Source organism: Pseudomonas fluorescens, assembly GCF_030344995.1.
Classification (GTDB): Bacteria; Pseudomonadota; Gammaproteobacteria; order Pseudomonadales; family Pseudomonadaceae; genus Aquipseudomonas; species Aquipseudomonas fluorescens_BF.
In genome coordinates, this window is the sequence record NZ_CP128260.1 from 463264 (window position 1) to 478472 (window position 15209).

Consider the following 15209-nt stretch of genomic DNA (forward strand, 5'->3'; position numbering starts at 1 on the left):
TTCTCAAACCAAGGACTTTTATGTCGCGTCGTATCTCCCCCGTCATACCCGGCTTCGGGCTGACGCTGGGCTACACCTTGGTGTACCTCAGCCTGATTGTGCTTATCCCGCTGGCGGCGATGTTCATCCACGCCTCACAGCTCACCTGGGATCAGTTCTGGACGATCATCTCCGCGCCCCGCGTGCTCGCCGCATTGAAGCTGAGCTTCGGCACCGCACTGTGCGCCGCGATCATCAACGGCATCATCGGCACGTTGCTGGCCTGGGTGCTGGTGCGCTACACGTTCCCGGGACGCAAGGTGATCGACGCGATGATCGATCTGCCGTTCGCATTGCCGACCGCAGTGGCCGGTATCGCGCTGACCGCGCTGTACACGCCGACCGGGCTGGTCGGGCAGTTCGCCGCCGACCTCGGATTCAAGATCGCCTACACCCCGCTCGGGATCACCCTGGCGCTGACCTTCGTGACCCTGCCGTTCGTGGTGCGCACGGTGCAGCCGGTGCTGGCCGACATCCCGCGTGAAGTCGAAGAAGCCGCGGCGTGCCTCGGTGCGAAACCATTGCAGGTGTTCCGCCACGTCCTGCTGCCGGCGCTATTGCCGGCCTGGCTGACCGGTTTTGCCCTGGCGTTTGCCCGGGGCGTCGGCGAGTACGGTTCGGTGATTTTCATCGCCGGCAACATGCCGATGAAAACCGAAATCCTGCCGCTGCTGATCATGGTCAAGCTCGACCAGTACGATTACACCGGCGCTACCTCCATCGGCGTGTTGATGCTGGTGGTTTCCTTCGTCCTGTTGCTGCTGATCAACTTGCTGCAGCGGCGCATCGAAACCCCATAAGGAGGCGCGAACCATGTCCCAATCGTCTATTGCGGCCGCTTCCTCGGCCAACGCCGCCCGCCGTGGCAGTGCCACTTCGCGGCGGATCCTGATCGGCCTCGGCTGGCTGATTTTCTTCCTGTTTCTGGTGCTGCCGCTGTTCATCGTGGTGTCGCAGGGATTGAAGAACGGTCTCGGCGCGTTCTTCACTGCGATCTTTGAACCGGATGCCTTGTCGGCCCTGAAACTCACCGTGATTGCGGTGCTGATTTCGGTGCCGCTGAACCTGGTGTTCGGTGTCAGCGCCGCGTGGTGCGTGAGCAAATACTCGTTCCGTGGCAAGAGCATGCTGGTGACGCTGATCGACCTGCCGTTCTCGGTGTCCCCGGTGATCGCCGGTCTGGTCTACGTGTTGATGTTCGGCGCCCAGGGCCTGTTCGGGCCGTGGCTGCAGGATCACGACATCCAGATCGTCTTCGCCCTGCCGGGCATCGTACTGGCGACGATCTTCGTCACCGTGCCGTTCGTGGCCCGTGAGCTGATCCCGCTGATGCAGGAACAAGGCACTCAGGAAGAGGAAGCCGCGCGCCTGCTCGGCGCCAACGGGTGGCAGATGTTCTGGCACGTGACCGTCCCCAACATCAAATGGGGCCTGATCTATGGCGTGGTGCTGTGTACTGCGCGGGCCATGGGTGAGTTCGGTGCGGTGTCGGTGGTCTCCGGGCACATTCGCGGGGTGACCAACACCTTGCCGCTGCACGTCGAGATCCTCTACAACGAATACAACCACGTGGCCGCGTTCGCCGTGGCGAGCCTGTTGCTGATCCTGGCGCTCTTCATCCTGCTGCTCAAGCAGTGGAGCGAAAACCGTATCAACCGCCTGCGCGCCAGCGCCGCGGAGGAATAATTCATGTCGATCGAAGTGCGTAACGTCAGCAAGAATTTCAATGCGTTCAAGGCGCTGGACAACATCAGCCTGGGCATTCACAGCGGTGAACTGGTGGCGCTGCTCGGCCCGTCCGGCTGCGGCAAGACCACCTTGCTGCGCATCATTGCCGGTCTGGAAACCCCGGATAACGGCAACATCGTGTTTCACGGCGAAGACGTTTCCGGCCACGACGTGCGGGATCGCAACGTCGGGTTCGTGTTCCAGCACTATGCCCTGTTCCGCCACATGACCGTGTTCGACAACGTCGCGTTCGGCCTGCGCATGAAGCCGAAAAACCAGCGTCCGAGCGAAAGCCAGATTGCGACCAAGGTTCACGAGTTGCTGAACATGGTGCAACTGGACTGGCTGTCGGATCGTTATCCGGAGCAACTGTCCGGCGGCCAGCGTCAGCGTATCGCCCTGGCCCGCGCCCTGGCGGTGGAGCCGAAAGTGCTGCTGCTCGACGAGCCGTTCGGCGCCCTCGACGCCAAGGTGCGTAAAGAGCTGCGTCGCTGGCTGGCACGCCTGCACGAAGACATCAACCTGACCTCGGTGTTCGTGACCCACGACCAGGAAGAGGCGATGGAAGTGGCCGACCGCATCGTGGTGATGAACAAGGGTGTGATCGAGCAGATCGGCTCACCGGGCGACGTCTACGAAAACCCGGCCAGCGATTTCGTCTATCACTTCCTCGGCGATTCGAACCGTCTGCATTTGGGTGATGACAACCACGTGCTGTTCCGCCCGCACGAAGTGTCGCTGTCGCGGCATGAGCTGGAGGATCACCACGCTGCCGAAGTCCGCGATATCCGGCCGCTGGGCGCGACCACGCGGGTGACGTTGAAGGTTGAGGGGCAGAGCGATCTGATCGAGGCGGAAGTGGTGAAGGATCACGACAGCCTGACCGGGTTGGCCAAGGGCGAGACGTTGTTTTTCAAACCGAAGGTCTGGCAGAAAGTCGCCAACGTTTGATCTCGCTCGTTCCCACGCTCTGCGTGGGAACGCCGCTATGGAAGCTCCGCGTCCACTGTGACGCGGAGCGTCACGGGATGCATTCCCACGCAGAGCGTGGGAGCGAGCGAGCCGGGCAGTGGTTCAGACAGCCGCACGATTCGGATTGACCCGCACCACACCTGCCCGCGCCTCGATCTGCTCTTTCAGTTCATGGCGCATCCCGAGCATGAACGCCAGTTCCGCCACCACAAACAGCGGCCCGACAATCAACCCGCTCAAGTCATCCACAAAAGCCGGTTTGCGCCCTTCATAGTGGTGCCCGACAAACTGGATCACCCAGCCGATCACAAACATCGCCAGACCACTGCTCAGCCAAAACATGGTGCTCTGCTGCGCCAGAACATGCCCGGCCCAGACCGACAGTCCCATCAACACGGTCATCAACACCCCGAGCTTCAGCTCCAGGCGCAGGTAAAACCACGCCGAAGCGAGGGCCGCGATCACCGCCGGCGAAATCCACAATCCGCCCACCGACCATTCCGGCCGCGACAACAGCACGGCCACCGCCACCACAATCAGCGGAATCCCGATAAAGTGGCTGGCGATGTTGCGCGGGTCACGGTGATAAGCGGCGTATTGACTCAAATGATCGACGAGGCTTTTCATTGTTGTTCCTCCTGTAGGGTGATCGAATCATGCCCCGGGTTCACGGCTCGCTCTGTCAGGCAGGCGACAATCTTTAGGAGAACGCATGGATAAGGTCTGGCGCGAGCGCCTGCTGACCGGGCAATGGTTCAGTCATCTGCCTTCGTCCTTTCAGGATAGTCTGCTGGCGGCGGCCCGGGAGCGGCGGCTGGCGGCGGGGCAACGGCTGTTCCAGCGCGGTGATGCGCCGTGCGGGCTGTACGCGGTGCTCGACGGCGCAGTGCGCATCGGCGCGGTCAGCGAGCAGGGCAAGGAGGCGTTGCTGAGCCTGGTGGAGGCGCCGCACTGGTTTGGCGAAATCTGCCTGTTCGACGGCCAGCCCCGCACCCACGATGCCTACGCGGTCGGGCCTTGTACCCTGCTGAACATTCCCCAGGCCACGCTGCTGAAACTGCTCGACGAGCAGCCCGTCTACTGGCGGCATTTGGCCCTGTTGATGAGCCACAAGCTGCGTCTGACGTTCATCAATCTTGAACAGCTGAGCCTGCTGCCGGCTCCGGCGCGTCTGGCCCATCGCCTGCTGATGATCGCCGAAGGCTACGGCGAACTGGATCCGCCACGCCGGGTGCTGCAACTGCCCCAGGAACAGCTGGCGTCGATGCTGTCGCTGTCGCGGCAGACCACCAACCAGATCCTCAAGGAGTTGCAGGGGCAGGGGATTATCGGCTTGAGTTATGGCGAGATCGAAATCCTCGACGCCGCGCGTTTGCGCGCACTGGCGACACTCTGAAGAACACGGATTTCCCTGTGGGAGCGGGCTTGCCCGCTCCCACATTGGATCGATGTTGTTTCTACGAACCGCGATAAGTGGAGAAGCCATACGGGCTGAGCAGCAGCGGAATGTGATAGTGCTGATCCGTCTGCTTCACTTTAAAAATCACCGGAATCTCCGGAAAGAAAGTCTCGTGCTTCGCCTTCTCGAAGTACTCGCCGGTCTTGAACACCACCCGATATTCACCCGCCTCGAACGGTTTGTTCGCCGGGAAAAGTTCGGCGATCCGCCCCTGTTCATTGGTGGTGCCCTGCGCCAGCGGCTGCCAGACCTGACCGACATGACGCTCCAGCGTCACGTTGATGCCCGGCGACGGCAGGCCGTTTTCCAGATTGAGTACGTGCACGCTCAACGGGTTGCCGGCGGCCAGCGCCAGGCCCGAAAAAGCGCTCAAGCCAAGCGCGGCGAAAGTCATGCGCAGAGGGGTCATGGTGATGCTCCTGGGTTCAAGTACGGTTGATGGACAGGCCGACGATTTCGGCAGCCTTGATCGCGCAGTTTTCGTCCTGCTCGCCGCCACCGGAACCGGCCACGCCCATGGCGCCAACCAGTTCTTTTTCGGCGAATAACGGAATGCCACCGCCGAGCAACAGCAGTTCATCGAGGTTGTTGAGGTTGGAGGTTTCCGGGTTGCTGCGGGCGCGCTCGGCGAACAACCGGGTCGGGGTTTTCGTCGACAACGCGGTGTAGGCCTTGCGTTGGCTGGCGGCGGTGTTGTGCGGGCCGATACCGTCGCCGCGCAAGGTCACCAGCAGGTTGCCGCCACGGTCGAGCACCGACACCGTGCCGGTGCAGTTTTCCAGCACCGCATCGGCCAGCAGCCGTGCGGTTTTCAGATCGAGATCGGCGTGACGGGGCAGTTCAGGCGCGGCGATTGCGGCAGTGCCGAGGCCGATTGCCAGGCTGGCGATCAAGTATTTAGCGGACATGGGCAGGCTCCAGAAGCGAAGGCCGCCACCTTATCCGCCGGTCCCCGTCGAAACCTCGTCAGCCGGATTACAAGTTTGTAATGGGCAACGCCGCCGAAGGGGCCTAGCCTGTGCCTCTGATCAATCGAGGTGTGCCATGCGTTTGCTGGTCGTAGAAGATGAAGCCAAAACCGCGAATTTCCTCGCCAAAGGGCTGGGTGAGTCGGGTTTTGCCGTGGATGTGGCGCTCAACGGCCTCGACGGGCGCTACTTCATCGAGCAGCAGGCATATGACCTGATCATCCTCGACGTGATGCTGCCGGGCCTCAACGGCTGGCAATTGCTCCAGTTGATCCGTCAGCGCGGCGCCACGCCGGTGTTGTTCCTGACGGCGAAGGACGCCATCGAAGACCGCGTGCGCGGCCTCGAACTGGGGGCCGATGATTATTTGCTCAAGCCGTTCGCCTTCGCCGAATTGCTCGCGCGGGTGCGCACGTTGTTGCGGCGCGGGCCGATGCGCGAAGCCGAGTCGTACAGCATCGCCGATCTGGAAATCGACGTGCTGCGCCGCCGCGTCAGCCGTGGCGGCCAGCGCATCGCCCTGACCAACAAGGAGTTCGCCCTGTTGCATTTGCTCGCCAGCCGACAGGGTGAGGTGCTGTCGCGCACGCTGATCGCTTCGCAGGTGTGGAACCTGAATTTCGACAGCGACACCAACATGGTCGAAGTCGCAGTGCGCCGCTTGCGTTCGAAAGTCGATGATCCGTACATGCCCAAACTGATCCACACCGTGCGCGGGGTCGGCTATCAACTCGAAGCGCCCGACGATGCGCGCTAGATCCATCGCCTGGCGCCTGGCCCTGGCGTTCGCCGCCGTCTGTGCGCTGGTACTCAGCGCGATTGGCGTGTTCCTGTATCGCTCGCTGGCCTCGGAAATCGCCTGGCGCGACGACATGGCCCTGCTCGGTCGTCTGGAACAGGTGCGCGCGCTGCTCGCCGACAGCGACAGCCTCGACGCCTTGCAGGCGCGGCCACGGCTGTACCAGAACATGCTCGGCAACCTCGACAGTCTGCTGCTGGTGCAACGCGCGGACGGCTCGAAGGTGATCACGATCAACCCTCGCCAACGTGCACTGCCGTCCGTGCAGGCCATCCCCCGGGATCAACCGCCGCAACGCCGCGATGTGCTGACCTGGCAGGCGGCGGACGGAGTCGAGCTAGCCTTGTTGTCCGGGCAGGCCCAGGGCCCGAACGGCGAATCGCTGACCGTGATCGCCGGAAAGGTCTTGAGCGAGCGCGAGCAGATGCTCGGCAGTTATCGCTTTCGCCTGTATCTGGCCGTCGGTCTTGGTGCCGTACTCGCTTTCACGCTGGGCCTGGTGCTGTTGCGCCGAGGTTTACGGCCTCTGCGCAAGCTGAGTGAAGCGCTGCGCGGCGTTGACCTGCGCAGTCTCGACCAACGCGTTCCCACCGCCGGTACGCCGGCGGAATTGCTGGAACCGGTGCACGCGCTGAACGGCATGCTGGTGCGGCTGGACGACGGCTTCCAGCGCCTCTCACAGTTTTCCGCAGACCTTGCCCACGAAATCCGCACGCCCCTGCACACCTTACTCGCGAGCAACGGCCAGGCACTGAATTACCCGCGCAGCAGCACCGAGTATCAGGAAGTGCTGGCGTCGAATATGGAAGAGTTCGAACGGCTCAAGCGCATGGCCGAAAACCTGATGTTTCTCGCCCGCGCCGAGCAGGCTGAGCGGGCGCTCGATCTGCGCACGCTGGAGCTGCACGAAATCGGCGATGAGTTGTGCGACTACTTCGAAGCCTTGGCCGATGACCGGGGAATCCGCCTCGAAAACACGTTCAGCGGAGAATTGCTGGCAGATCAGCAACTGCTGCAACGGGCCTTGGGCAACCTGTTGGCCAACGCCGTACGCCATGCCGATGCCGGCTCGGTCATCAGCCTGCGCCGTCGCGATGAGCCAGGCATGTGCTGGCTGCAAGTCCATAACCTCGGCCCGGTCATCGCGAATGAACATCTGGGCAAACTGTTCGACCGCTTCTACCGCGTCGACCCGTCCCGCGCGGAGCCGGGAGATTCCGGCGGCTTGGGACTGGCGATCGTGCAGTCGATCATGCAGTTGCATGGTGGGCGGGTGCGGGTGAGTAGTGATGTAAATCGCACCGTGTTTGAACTGGGGTTTGTGGTGACCTGACGTGCGCTTTCGCGGGCAAGCCCGCTCCCACAATGGTCGAGGTGTGACACGGATTTCTTGTACGCCCCAATCCTTGTGGGAGCGGGCTTGCCCGCGAAGAGGCTGGTCGATTCAGTACAAATTCCAGCCTCGTCAGCGCAACTGATCCCGAAACTGCCCCGGTGTCATCCCGGTCCAGCGTTTGAACGCGCGGCTGAAGCTGCTGGTGTCGGCAAATCCCAACAGATAACTGACCTCGCTCAGCGAGCATTGCGGATCGCGCAGGTGCAGCAGTGCGAGGTTCTCCCGGCTCTCATTCAACAACGTGTCGAAGCGACAACCCTCGTCCGCCAGATGCCGTTGCAGGCTGCGCAGGCTCAGGTGCAAGGCCTGGGCGATGCGTTCGGCGCTGGGTTCGCCTTCGGGCAGTTGTTCTTCGATGGCGTCGCGCACCTTGCGCTCCCAGGTCAGCGGCTTGAGCTGGGCGAGGGTGCGTTTGAGCACCGCTTCGTTGTGTTCGGCCAGTTCCGGGTTGGCGTCGTCGAGGTGGCTGTCGAAGTCGGTGAGGGCGAATTCGATACGGTCTTCTTCGGCGGAAAAATGCACCGGCGAGCGAAACACCTTGTGCCATTGATGCGCATCGGCCGGTTCCGGGCGGCGTAGATAAACCGCCAGCGGTGCGTAGTCGCGGCCCAGGCGATTGCGGCAGGTGCGCACGTAGATCGCGGCAAACGCGTCGATGGCCTCGAAGGCGGGCGCCGGGTTGTCGGCCGGGATCTTCAGGCGAAACCGATAGCGGTCTTCGGTGCGGGTCAGCTCCAGCTCCAGCGCGTCGCTGACCACCTGGTGATAACGCACGATCCGCTCGAATACTTCCCGCAGGCTGCCGCTGGCCACCAATGCGTAACCCAACGCGTGAAACGTCGTGGGGCTGACAAACCTCGACACCCGCAAACCGATCGCCGGATCACCGCTGACCTGCACCGCGATTTCCCACAGGCGTGTGGTTGCCGACAACGGATAGCGGGCGTTCGGGTCGTCCATCAGTTGCGGATCGAGCCCGGCCTGCTGACACAGGGCAGTGCTGTCCAGCCCCAGCGCGTCGAGTTGCTTGCGCAGGGCACGGGTCCAGCTGGCGAGAGAAGTCGGTTCCTTCATGCTGATTGGCGCTTCCGGTCAACAGGTTGGCGTTCTCGGCTACCGCGTTCGGAGCCCGCGCGGGGCAGGATGCGAACATCAATAACCAGAGGATGGAAGCATGGACCGTACTTCTGCAAGTCCCCAGCGACACAATGCTGCCCAGCGATCAGCGCATATTCGCGAAGTGGTGCTGGCCAAAGGCATCGAGCTGCGCGAGCGCTACCCGATTCTCAAGCATCAGGACGCCCTCGGCGCGGGGATTCTGGCGTTTGCCATTGCCGGGATGATCGGTTCGGCGGCGCTCTACATCACCGGGCACATGGCGTGGTGGGCGTGCCTGTTGCTCAACGCGTTTTTCGCTTCGCTGACCCATGAGCTTGAACACGACCTGATCCACAGCATGTATTTCCGCAAACAGCGCGTGCCGCACAACCTGATGATGGGCCTGGTATGGCTGGCGCGGCCGAGCACGATCAACCCGTGGATCCGCCGCCATTTGCACCTCAATCATCACAAGGTGTCCGGCACTGAAACCGACATGGAAGAACGGGCAATCACCAATGGCGAGCCTTGGGGTTTTGCGCGGTTGCTGATGGTCGGCGACAACGTGATGTCGGCGTTCATCCGCATGCTCCGGGCCAAGACCTGGGCGCATAAATTCAGCATCATCAAGCGTTCGTTGAAGGTCTACGCGCCGCTGGCGCTGGTGCATTGGGGGGCGTGGTATGTGTTTCTCGGGTTCCATGCGGCCAATGGGATCGCCTACCTGATGGGCTCGCCGATTGAATGGTCAGCGACCACGTTGTCAGTGATGCAAGTGATTGACATCGCCGCCGTGGTGATCATTGGCCCGAATGTGTTGCGCACCTTCTGCCTGCACTTCATCAGTTCGAACATGCATTACTACGGGGATGTGGAACCGGGCAATGTGCTGCAGCAGTGCCAGGTGTTGAACCCGTGGTGGCTGTGGCCGTTGCAGGCGTTCTGCTTCAACTTCGGCAGCAGTCACGGGATTCATCATTTTGTGGTGAAGGAGCCGTTTTACATTCGCCAGCTGACGGTGCCGGTGGCGCATAAGGTGATGCGGGAGATGGGGGTTCGGTTCAATGATTTCGGGACGTTTGGGCGGGCGAACCGGTTTGTTCGCAAGGAAAATGAGGGGTTGGCGGGTAAGGCGATCGAGGTGAACTGACTTTGCATGTTTGGCTTTAGAACCAGCCCTCACCCTAACCCTCTCCCGGAGGGAGAGGGGACGTAATGGGGGATATTGGAGAAGTACGCCGACGTGGACGAGCTTTACTGAATCCATAATCGACTCGGTATTTCAGGTCGATGTATAACGCGGAACACCTCGGTCAGCTCCCTCTCCCTCCGGGAGAGGGCTGGGGTGAGGGAGCTCTTGATCTTGTCCCCCTCAATCCGGCTGAAACGGCGACTCACTGAGAATCACCCCGGTCTCCTCCACATACCGCTGCCAATGCTCGATCAGCGCTTCAAGCTTCTGCGGCTGGCTCGACGCCAGATCATGAATCTCCCCCGGATCACTCCCCAGGTCATAAAGCTGCCATGTCGCCGGCCCCACCGGCCCGGGGATCCACACCGCCTTCCATTGCCCCTGCCGAATCGCCCGGCGCCCGAACAATTCCCAACCGGTGACGGTGTGTTCGTCATGCACCTGCGCCGTCTCGCCGGACAAGAAGCCCAGCCACGATTTACCGCGCAACGGCGCCACCGGTTTGCCGTGCCACTGCTTGCCCGGATGGCGCACGCCGGCCAGATCGAGAATGGTCGGCGTGATGTCCATCACCGTGCCGAAACCATGGCTGATCTGCCCCTTCAGCGGCAGCTGCGGATAATGCAGCAGCGCCGGAACGCGAATCCCGCCCTCGGTGGTGAACGCCTTGAACAGGCGTGACGGCGCGGTCGCCACCTGCGCCCAGTTCGGCCCGTACCAGACGTAGGAATTGGCGCGACCGATGTTTTCGAGGCTGTTGTCGTAATGCTGGCTCAGATACGTCACCAGCTCCGGACCGAATTTCGGGAAGGCTTCCAGCAGCGCGCCTTCGGCACCGTTGTCGGACATGAACAGGATGAAGGTGTTGTCGAGCTGGCCTTGCTGGCGCAGGTAGTCGACGACGCGGCCGATGTTCCAGTCCATGCGCTCGACCATCGCGGCGTAGACCTCCATCGCCCGGGCGGAAATCTGCTTCTGCTCATCGCTTAGCGCGGCCCATTGCGCGGTCAACTGGATCAGCGGATGCGGTTCGACATCCGGCTCGATCAGTCCCAGCGACTTGAGTTTTTCCAGACGCTCAAGGCGCAGCACTTCCGGCCCCGCGTCGTAGCGGCCACGGTATTTTTCGACGATGTCGGCGGGCGCCTGCAACGGCCAGTGAGGTGCGGAAAACGGCAGGTAGGCGAAGAACGGCCGGCTCTGGTCGCGCTCCTTGAGGTACTGCAACAGCTTGTCGCCGAAGGCGTCGGAGGAATAGAAGTCCTTCGGCAGTTCGTCGATGAAAGTGTCGTCTTCGATGTACAGCGCCGGAGTGGACTTCAGCAGACCGGGCGTGTGTTCATCGTAGGTCGGTTCGAATCCGTAGTGGTTCGCCGCGCCGGGCAGCAGCGAGAACGAACGCTCGAAGCCTCGGGCGTGGGGCGCCAGTTCGGCGGTCAGGCCCAGGTGCCATTTGCCGCTCATCAAGGTCTGGTAACCGGCCTCGCGCAGCAACTCCGGCAGCGCGACGACACGGTCATTGAGATAGCCCTCGTAACCCGGTTTGCCGATCAGATCCGGCGTCAGGGTTTCGGCCATGGTGCCGATGCCGGCAATGTGGTGATCAGTGCCGGTGAGCAGCATCGAGCGGGTCGGCGAGCAGGTTGGTGCGGTATGAAAATCGGTCAGCCTCAGGCCATTGTTGGCCAGGGCATCGAGGTTCGGCGTGGCGATTTCGCCACCGAAGGCACCGATGTCGGAGAAGCCGAGGTCATCGGCCAGAATCACCAGAAAGTTGGGACGTTGCGGCATCAACAGGCTCCTGTTCAGCAGGCAATGAACGACAGCGGCAGATCGCGGATCTGCACCGGTGCGCTCGGTTGGTAATGGTCGTCACTGGTCAGCTCGTGCAGCAGTTCTTCGCGCAGCTGGTGGAAGTCGAAACTGCTGCGCTGGCGCGGATGGGGCAGGGCGATGTCCACCACCTGTTTGATCCGGCCGGGGCGCGGTTCCATGACCACCACGCGGTCGGCGAGGAAAATCGCTTCCTCGACATCGTGAGTGACCAGAATTGTGGTGATCTTTGCCCGCTCGCGAATCGCCAGCAGCTCGTCCTGCATCTGCTGGCGGGTCAGCGCGTCGAGGGCGCCGAAAGGTTCGTCGAGCAACAGGATTCGTGGGCTCGCCACCAGTCCGCGAGCAATCGCCACGCGCTGGGCCATGCCGCCGGAGAGTTGGTGCGGGTAGGCGCGGGTGAAGTCGCGCAGGCCTACCAGTTCGATGAAATCGTTGATGCGTTGCTGCTTTTCGGAGGCAGCCAGCGGCTCGTTGACCAGGCCCAGACCGATGTTGTCGGCCACCGTCAGCCACGGGAACAAACGGTGTTCCTGAAACACGATGCCGCGCTCGCCGCCGATGCCGCTGACGGCTTTGCCATCAACTGTGATCTGCCCGCGAAATTGCGTATCGAGGCCCACCAGCAAGCGCAGCAAGGTGGATTTGCCGCAGCCGCTGGAGCCGACGATGGCGACGAATTCGCCCTCGGCGATGTCGAGGTTGAATTCGCGAATCGCCTCCAGTTCGAAACCGTCGACGTCGAAGGATTTGCCTACATGGTTGAAGCTGACAATCGGTGCGTTCATGCGTGTCTCCAGCGGGTGGCGCGGATTTCCAGGCGTTGGCCAATGAGGTTGAGCAGAGCGCCGGTAAGGCCGACCAGCAGCATCCCGGCCATGATCAGGTCCATGCGCAGCAGTTGTTGGGCGCCGATCATCTGGCTGCCGATGCCGCCGTTGGACGGCATGAAATATTCAGCGCCGATGGTGCCGAGCCAGGCATAGATCAGGCTCAGGCGCAGGCCGGCGAAAATCCCCGGTGCGGCGCCCGGCAGCACCAATCGCCGCAGGCGTTGGGCGAGGCTCAAACGCAGCACCTGCGCGGCTTCGTTGAGTTGCGGCGAAAGATTGGCAACGCTGCGTTGAGTCGCGACAAACAACGGAAAGAAAGCGGCGAGAGCGACGAACACCCACTTCGCCAGTTCGCCCAGACCGAACCAGGCGGTGAGCAGCGGCACCCAGGCAAAAATCGCGATCTGCCGCAGGGCGGCGAGGGTCGGGCCGAGCACGCGTTCGCTGGTGCGCGACAGCCCCAGCAGCAAGCCCAGCACGAGGCCGATGCCGCCGCCAATCAACAGGCCGCCGAGGGTGCGACCCAGGCTCAGGGCCATACCCGAAATCAACGTGCCGTCGAGCAATCCGTTTTTGGTTGCCTCAAGCACCACCCACGGGCTGACCAGAATGTTGGCATCGATCCATTGCTGATCGACCGCCAGTTGCCACAACGCAAACAGCGCCAGCGGCAACAGCCATGGCTGTACGCGCTGCCAGCCTTCATAACGCGGGCCGCGACGAATTTCTGCCGTGGCCGGATGCGGCCAGTGCACCAGTTTTTTGTCCAGCAGGCCGATGCCGCGATCCATCGCCACACCGATCAGGCCGATCACCACGATGCACACAAAGACGATGTCGAGCATGAACAGCTGACGCGCCCAGACCATCAGATAACCGATGCCTTCGCTGGAGGCCAGCAGTTCCACCGCGAGCAATGAAGTCCAGCCAGCGGCCAACGCCAGACGCACGCCGGCCATGAACGCCGGGAGGGCGGCGGGTAGCACCAGTCGGCGAATCAGCAACCGTGGCGGCAGGCGTAACACGGCGACAGCTTCGCGCAGTTTCGGTTGCGCGTCACGCACGCCGACCAAGGTGTGCAGGGTCACCGGCACCACGATGGCCTTGATCAGCACCACCAGTTTCAGCGTTTCGCCGATGCCGAAAAACACCATGAACAACGGAATCCACGCCAGCGTCGGCACCTGGGCCAGGCCGGCGAAAGTCGGAAATATCAAACGTTCGAGGCGACGGCTGAAGCCCAGCGCCGTCCCTAGAATCGCGCCGGTGGTAACGCCCGCCAGCAGGCCCCAGAACAGCCGTTGCAGGCTGATCCACAAATGACTCCATAACTCGCCCTGAGACAGCTCGATCGCACTATTCCACACCAGTGACGGCGCCGGCAGAATCTGTTCGCTCATCCATTGATTGCGCGCCGCCAGCCACCACAGCGCGAACAGTCCGAGCGGCAATATCCAGGGTAAAACGCGGTGGCTCAGGCTTGGCCAGGTGCGCCGGCTTTTCAACGGCGGTGCGGCCAGTGGCAGGCTGAGCAGGGATTCACGGGCCATGGTGACCTCCGTTGTCGGGTTGGATCGAGTCAGCGGAATTAGCTAAAAACCAATAGTTATAAACGAGTTGGAAAATAATCATTTTGGAGATAAGCAGCGCCATTTAAGGCCTCCAGCCCTGCACGCATCCAATGCATTCGAAGAATATTTTCGATGCTCTCCATGCATACGGCTCTGCATGTCCCGACTTTGCTGGCTTAGCGTGAAAAGCTATAAAAATGTGCTTTTTAAGTATTTAAGCGCTGATACGGATTGCGCCTACTTTCGGCTCCTCAATGCCCGCCGTGATCAGGAGCCGCACCCATGAACCTTCCCTTCAAACGTGTCATCAGTCTGTTTGCCGCGCCGGCACTGGCGGGTCTGCTGGCGTTCTCTGCCCAGGCCGACGAGCTCAAGGAAATCAGGATTGCCGTGCCTGATCTGAGCGCGGGTACTCAACACAGCGGCGGGGGCATCGTGGACGTGCTGCGCAATCAGCAGATCTTCGAAAAGGCCTTCGCCGATCAGGGCATCAAGATTCAGTGGAGCTTCTTCAAGGGCGCCGGACCTGTGATCAACGAGGCGTTCGCCAACGGTCAGGTCGATTTGGCTTATCTGGGGGATCTGGCGGCCATCATCGGCAAGTCCAACGGTCTCGATACGCGCCTGCTTAGCGCCAGCGCCCGGGGTGTGAAGCAATACCTCGGCGTGGTGCCGGGTTCGGGGATCAAGACGTTGCAGGATCTCAAAGGCAAGCGCGTGGCGATCTTTCGGGGCACTGCGACCCAGTTGTCATTCGATGCCGCGTTGGCCAGCGTGGGCCTGAGCGAGAAGGACGTGAAGGTGATCAACCTCGATTTCAACGCAGCGGTTGCCGCGCTGGCGGCGAAGCAGATCGATGCGTCGTGGGGCAGCTCCGGGCTGACGGCGTTGCAGGCCAAAGGCCTGGCTGAGCTGCCATTGAATACCAAGGACCTCGGCGGCGCCGGCAGCGTGCAGTCGGTGCTGGTGGGCACCGGCAAGTTTGTCGACGGGCATCCGGAAGCCGTGGCGAAGTTGCTCAAGGCGCAGCAGCAGGCAGTGGAGTGGCTGACGCAGGACAGCAACAAGGACGCTTACGTGCAGCTTGTGTCGGGACTCGCGAGCTATCCGCCGGTGATCCTGACCCAGGATCTGAAGGATCAGAACCTGAGCGAAGTATTCCCGTCGACACTGGACCCGCTGTTCCTCGAAAACCTGCAGGGCAAGGTCGATCTGGCGGCGCAGCAGAAGCTGATTCGCAAGCCGTTCAAGGTGAACGAGTGGGTGGCGCCTGAGTTGGCGGCTGCGAAGCTCTGAATTTTTAGCGTCAGAACAAACCTCA

Annotated in this window: 15 protein-coding genes; 8 read left to right on the forward strand and 7 right to left on the reverse strand. The window is 62.0% G+C overall.

The features are described 5' to 3' along the window. Nucleotides 1–20: 20 nt before the first annotated feature. Genes cysT through QR290_RS02035 form a run of 3 tightly spaced genes read left to right on the forward strand, consistent with a single transcriptional unit; the run spans nucleotide 21 to nucleotide 2718 of the window. Nucleotides 21–839 carry a sulfate ABC transporter permease subunit CysT gene (cysT, locus tag QR290_RS02025; protein WP_289204218.1) on the forward strand — a complete coding sequence of 273 codons (819 nt, stop codon included), beginning with the start codon at nucleotides 21–23 and terminating at the stop codon, nucleotides 837–839. A gap of 13 nt (nucleotides 840–852) precedes the next feature. After that, nucleotides 853–1725 (forward strand): sulfate ABC transporter permease subunit CysW, encoded by an 873-nt coding sequence (gene cysW, locus QR290_RS02030; protein ID WP_007952817.1) that lies wholly within the window; start codon nucleotides 853–855, stop codon nucleotides 1723–1725. 3 nt (nucleotides 1726–1728) lie between these two features. After that, nucleotides 1729–2718, forward strand: coding sequence for a sulfate/molybdate ABC transporter ATP-binding protein (locus QR290_RS02035; RefSeq protein ID WP_289204219.1), 990 nt, complete (start codon nucleotides 1729–1731; stop codon nucleotides 2716–2718). A 123-nt stretch (nucleotides 2719–2841) separates the two neighbouring features. On the opposite strand, the gene QR290_RS02040 is transcribed toward QR290_RS02035, so the two are convergent. Then, nucleotides 2842–3366, reverse strand: coding sequence for a DUF962 domain-containing protein (locus QR290_RS02040; RefSeq protein WP_289204220.1), 525 nt, complete (start codon nucleotides 3364–3366; stop codon nucleotides 2842–2844). An 85-nt stretch (nucleotides 3367–3451) separates the two neighbouring features. Between QR290_RS02040 and QR290_RS02045 the strand changes: the two genes are divergently transcribed. Continuing rightward, complete coding sequence (locus QR290_RS02045; RefSeq protein ID WP_127796576.1) at nucleotides 3452–4135, forward strand: Crp/Fnr family transcriptional regulator; 684 nt, start codon at nucleotides 3452–3454, stop codon at nucleotides 4133–4135. Nucleotides 4136–4196: 61 nt separating this feature from the next. On the opposite strand, the gene uraH is transcribed toward QR290_RS02045, so the two are convergent. Both uraH and QR290_RS02055 read right to left on the reverse strand, forming a co-directional pair. Then, complete coding sequence (gene uraH / locus QR290_RS02050) at nucleotides 4197–4607, reverse strand: hydroxyisourate hydrolase (protein ID WP_289204221.1); 411 nt, start codon at nucleotides 4605–4607, stop codon at nucleotides 4197–4199. 16 nt (nucleotides 4608–4623) lie between these two features. Further along, entirely contained in the window at nucleotides 4624–5106 is a 483-nt protein-coding gene (locus tag QR290_RS02055; RefSeq protein ID WP_289204222.1) for a GlcG/HbpS family heme-binding protein, read from the reverse strand. A gap of 136 nt (nucleotides 5107–5242) precedes the next feature. Here QR290_RS02055 and QR290_RS02060 point away from each other — a divergent pair, with 136 nt between their 5' ends. Together QR290_RS02060 and QR290_RS02065 are read left to right on the forward strand one after the other, a co-directional pair. Further along, the gene (locus QR290_RS02060; RefSeq protein ID WP_007952810.1) at nucleotides 5243–5923 is read left to right on the forward strand and encodes a heavy metal response regulator transcription factor; all 681 of its coding nucleotides are present in this window, start codon (nucleotides 5243–5245) and stop codon (nucleotides 5921–5923) included. Further along, entirely contained in the window at nucleotides 5913–7298 is a 1386-nt protein-coding gene (locus QR290_RS02065) for a heavy metal sensor histidine kinase (RefSeq protein WP_289204223.1), read from the forward strand. The genes QR290_RS02060 and QR290_RS02065 overlap by 11 nt, the downstream gene beginning before the upstream one ends. Nucleotides 7299–7430: 132 nt before the next feature. Here QR290_RS02065 and QR290_RS02070 read toward each other — a convergent pair whose 3' ends face one another. Continuing rightward, complete coding sequence (locus QR290_RS02070; protein ID WP_114880978.1) at nucleotides 7431–8435, reverse strand: AraC family transcriptional regulator; 1005 nt, start codon at nucleotides 8433–8435, stop codon at nucleotides 7431–7433. Nucleotides 8436–8535: 100 nt separating this feature from the next. Here QR290_RS02070 and QR290_RS02075 point away from each other — a divergent pair, with 100 nt between their 5' ends. Continuing rightward, complete coding sequence (locus QR290_RS02075) at nucleotides 8536–9609, forward strand: fatty acid desaturase (RefSeq protein WP_289204224.1); 1074 nt, start codon at nucleotides 8536–8538, stop codon at nucleotides 9607–9609. A gap of 222 nt (nucleotides 9610–9831) precedes the next feature. Here the strand turns inward: QR290_RS02075 and QR290_RS02080 are convergent, their stop codons facing one another. Genes QR290_RS02080 through QR290_RS02090 form a run of 3 tightly spaced genes read right to left on the reverse strand, consistent with a single transcriptional unit; the run spans nucleotide 9832 to nucleotide 13867 of the window. Beyond that, a complete protein-coding gene (locus tag QR290_RS02080; RefSeq protein ID WP_289204225.1) occupies nucleotides 9832–11442 on the reverse strand; it encodes an arylsulfatase in 1611 nt (536 codons plus the stop codon). 14 nt (nucleotides 11443–11456) lie between these two features. Continuing rightward, complete coding sequence (locus QR290_RS02085; protein ID WP_085684248.1) at nucleotides 11457–12272, reverse strand: ABC transporter ATP-binding protein; 816 nt, start codon at nucleotides 12270–12272, stop codon at nucleotides 11457–11459. Beyond that, nucleotides 12269–13867: an ABC transporter permease gene (locus QR290_RS02090; protein ID WP_289204226.1), complete on the reverse strand. Its 1599-nt coding sequence runs from the start codon at nucleotides 13865–13867 to the stop codon at nucleotides 12269–12271. Before QR290_RS02090 ends, QR290_RS02085 begins: the two co-directional genes overlap by 4 nt. A gap of 303 nt (nucleotides 13868–14170) precedes the next feature. On the opposite strand from QR290_RS02090, the gene QR290_RS02095 reads away from it, so the two are divergent. After that, nucleotides 14171–15184, forward strand: a complete 1014-nt coding sequence (locus QR290_RS02095; RefSeq protein ID WP_115076143.1) for an ABC transporter substrate-binding protein — start codon at nucleotides 14171–14173, stop codon at nucleotides 15182–15184. Nucleotides 15185–15209 lie beyond the last annotated feature (25 nt).

What these genes read in the sequence shown, in the direction of transcription:
- cysT (WP_289204218.1), top strand. Translation starts at nt 21, where the DNA reads ATGTCGCGTCGTATCTCCCCCGTCATACCCGGCTTCGGGCTGACGCTG.
- cysW (WP_007952817.1), top strand. Translation starts at nt 853, where the DNA reads ATGTCCCAATCGTCTATTGCGGCCGCTTCCTCGGCCAACGCCGCCCGC.
- QR290_RS02035 (WP_289204219.1), top strand. Translation starts at nt 1,729, where the DNA reads ATGTCGATCGAAGTGCGTAACGTCAGCAAGAATTTCAATGCGTTCAAG.
- QR290_RS02040 (WP_289204220.1), bottom strand. Translation starts at nt 3,366, where the DNA reads ATGAAAAGCCTCGTCGATCATTTGAGTCAATACGCCGCTTATCACCGT.
- QR290_RS02045 (WP_127796576.1), top strand. Translation starts at nt 3,452, where the DNA reads ATGGATAAGGTCTGGCGCGAGCGCCTGCTGACCGGGCAATGGTTCAGT.
- uraH (WP_289204221.1), bottom strand. Translation starts at nt 4,607, where the DNA reads ATGACCCCTCTGCGCATGACTTTCGCCGCGCTTGGCTTGAGCGCTTTT.
- QR290_RS02055 (WP_289204222.1), bottom strand. Translation starts at nt 5,106, where the DNA reads ATGTCCGCTAAATACTTGATCGCCAGCCTGGCAATCGGCCTCGGCACT.
- QR290_RS02060 (WP_007952810.1), top strand. Translation starts at nt 5,243, where the DNA reads ATGCGTTTGCTGGTCGTAGAAGATGAAGCCAAAACCGCGAATTTCCTC.
- QR290_RS02065 (WP_289204223.1), top strand. Translation starts at nt 5,913, where the DNA reads ATGCGCGCTAGATCCATCGCCTGGCGCCTGGCCCTGGCGTTCGCCGCC.
- QR290_RS02070 (WP_114880978.1), bottom strand. Translation starts at nt 8,435, where the DNA reads ATGAAGGAACCGACTTCTCTCGCCAGCTGGACCCGTGCCCTGCGCAAG.
- QR290_RS02075 (WP_289204224.1), top strand. Translation starts at nt 8,536, where the DNA reads ATGGACCGTACTTCTGCAAGTCCCCAGCGACACAATGCTGCCCAGCGA.
- QR290_RS02080 (WP_289204225.1), bottom strand. Translation starts at nt 11,442, where the DNA reads ATGCCGCAACGTCCCAACTTTCTGGTGATTCTGGCCGATGACCTCGGC.
- QR290_RS02085 (WP_085684248.1), bottom strand. Translation starts at nt 12,272, where the DNA reads ATGAACGCACCGATTGTCAGCTTCAACCATGTAGGCAAATCCTTCGAC.
- QR290_RS02090 (WP_289204226.1), bottom strand. Translation starts at nt 13,867, where the DNA reads ATGGCCCGTGAATCCCTGCTCAGCCTGCCACTGGCCGCACCGCCGTTG.
- QR290_RS02095 (WP_115076143.1), top strand. Translation starts at nt 14,171, where the DNA reads ATGAACCTTCCCTTCAAACGTGTCATCAGTCTGTTTGCCGCGCCGGCA.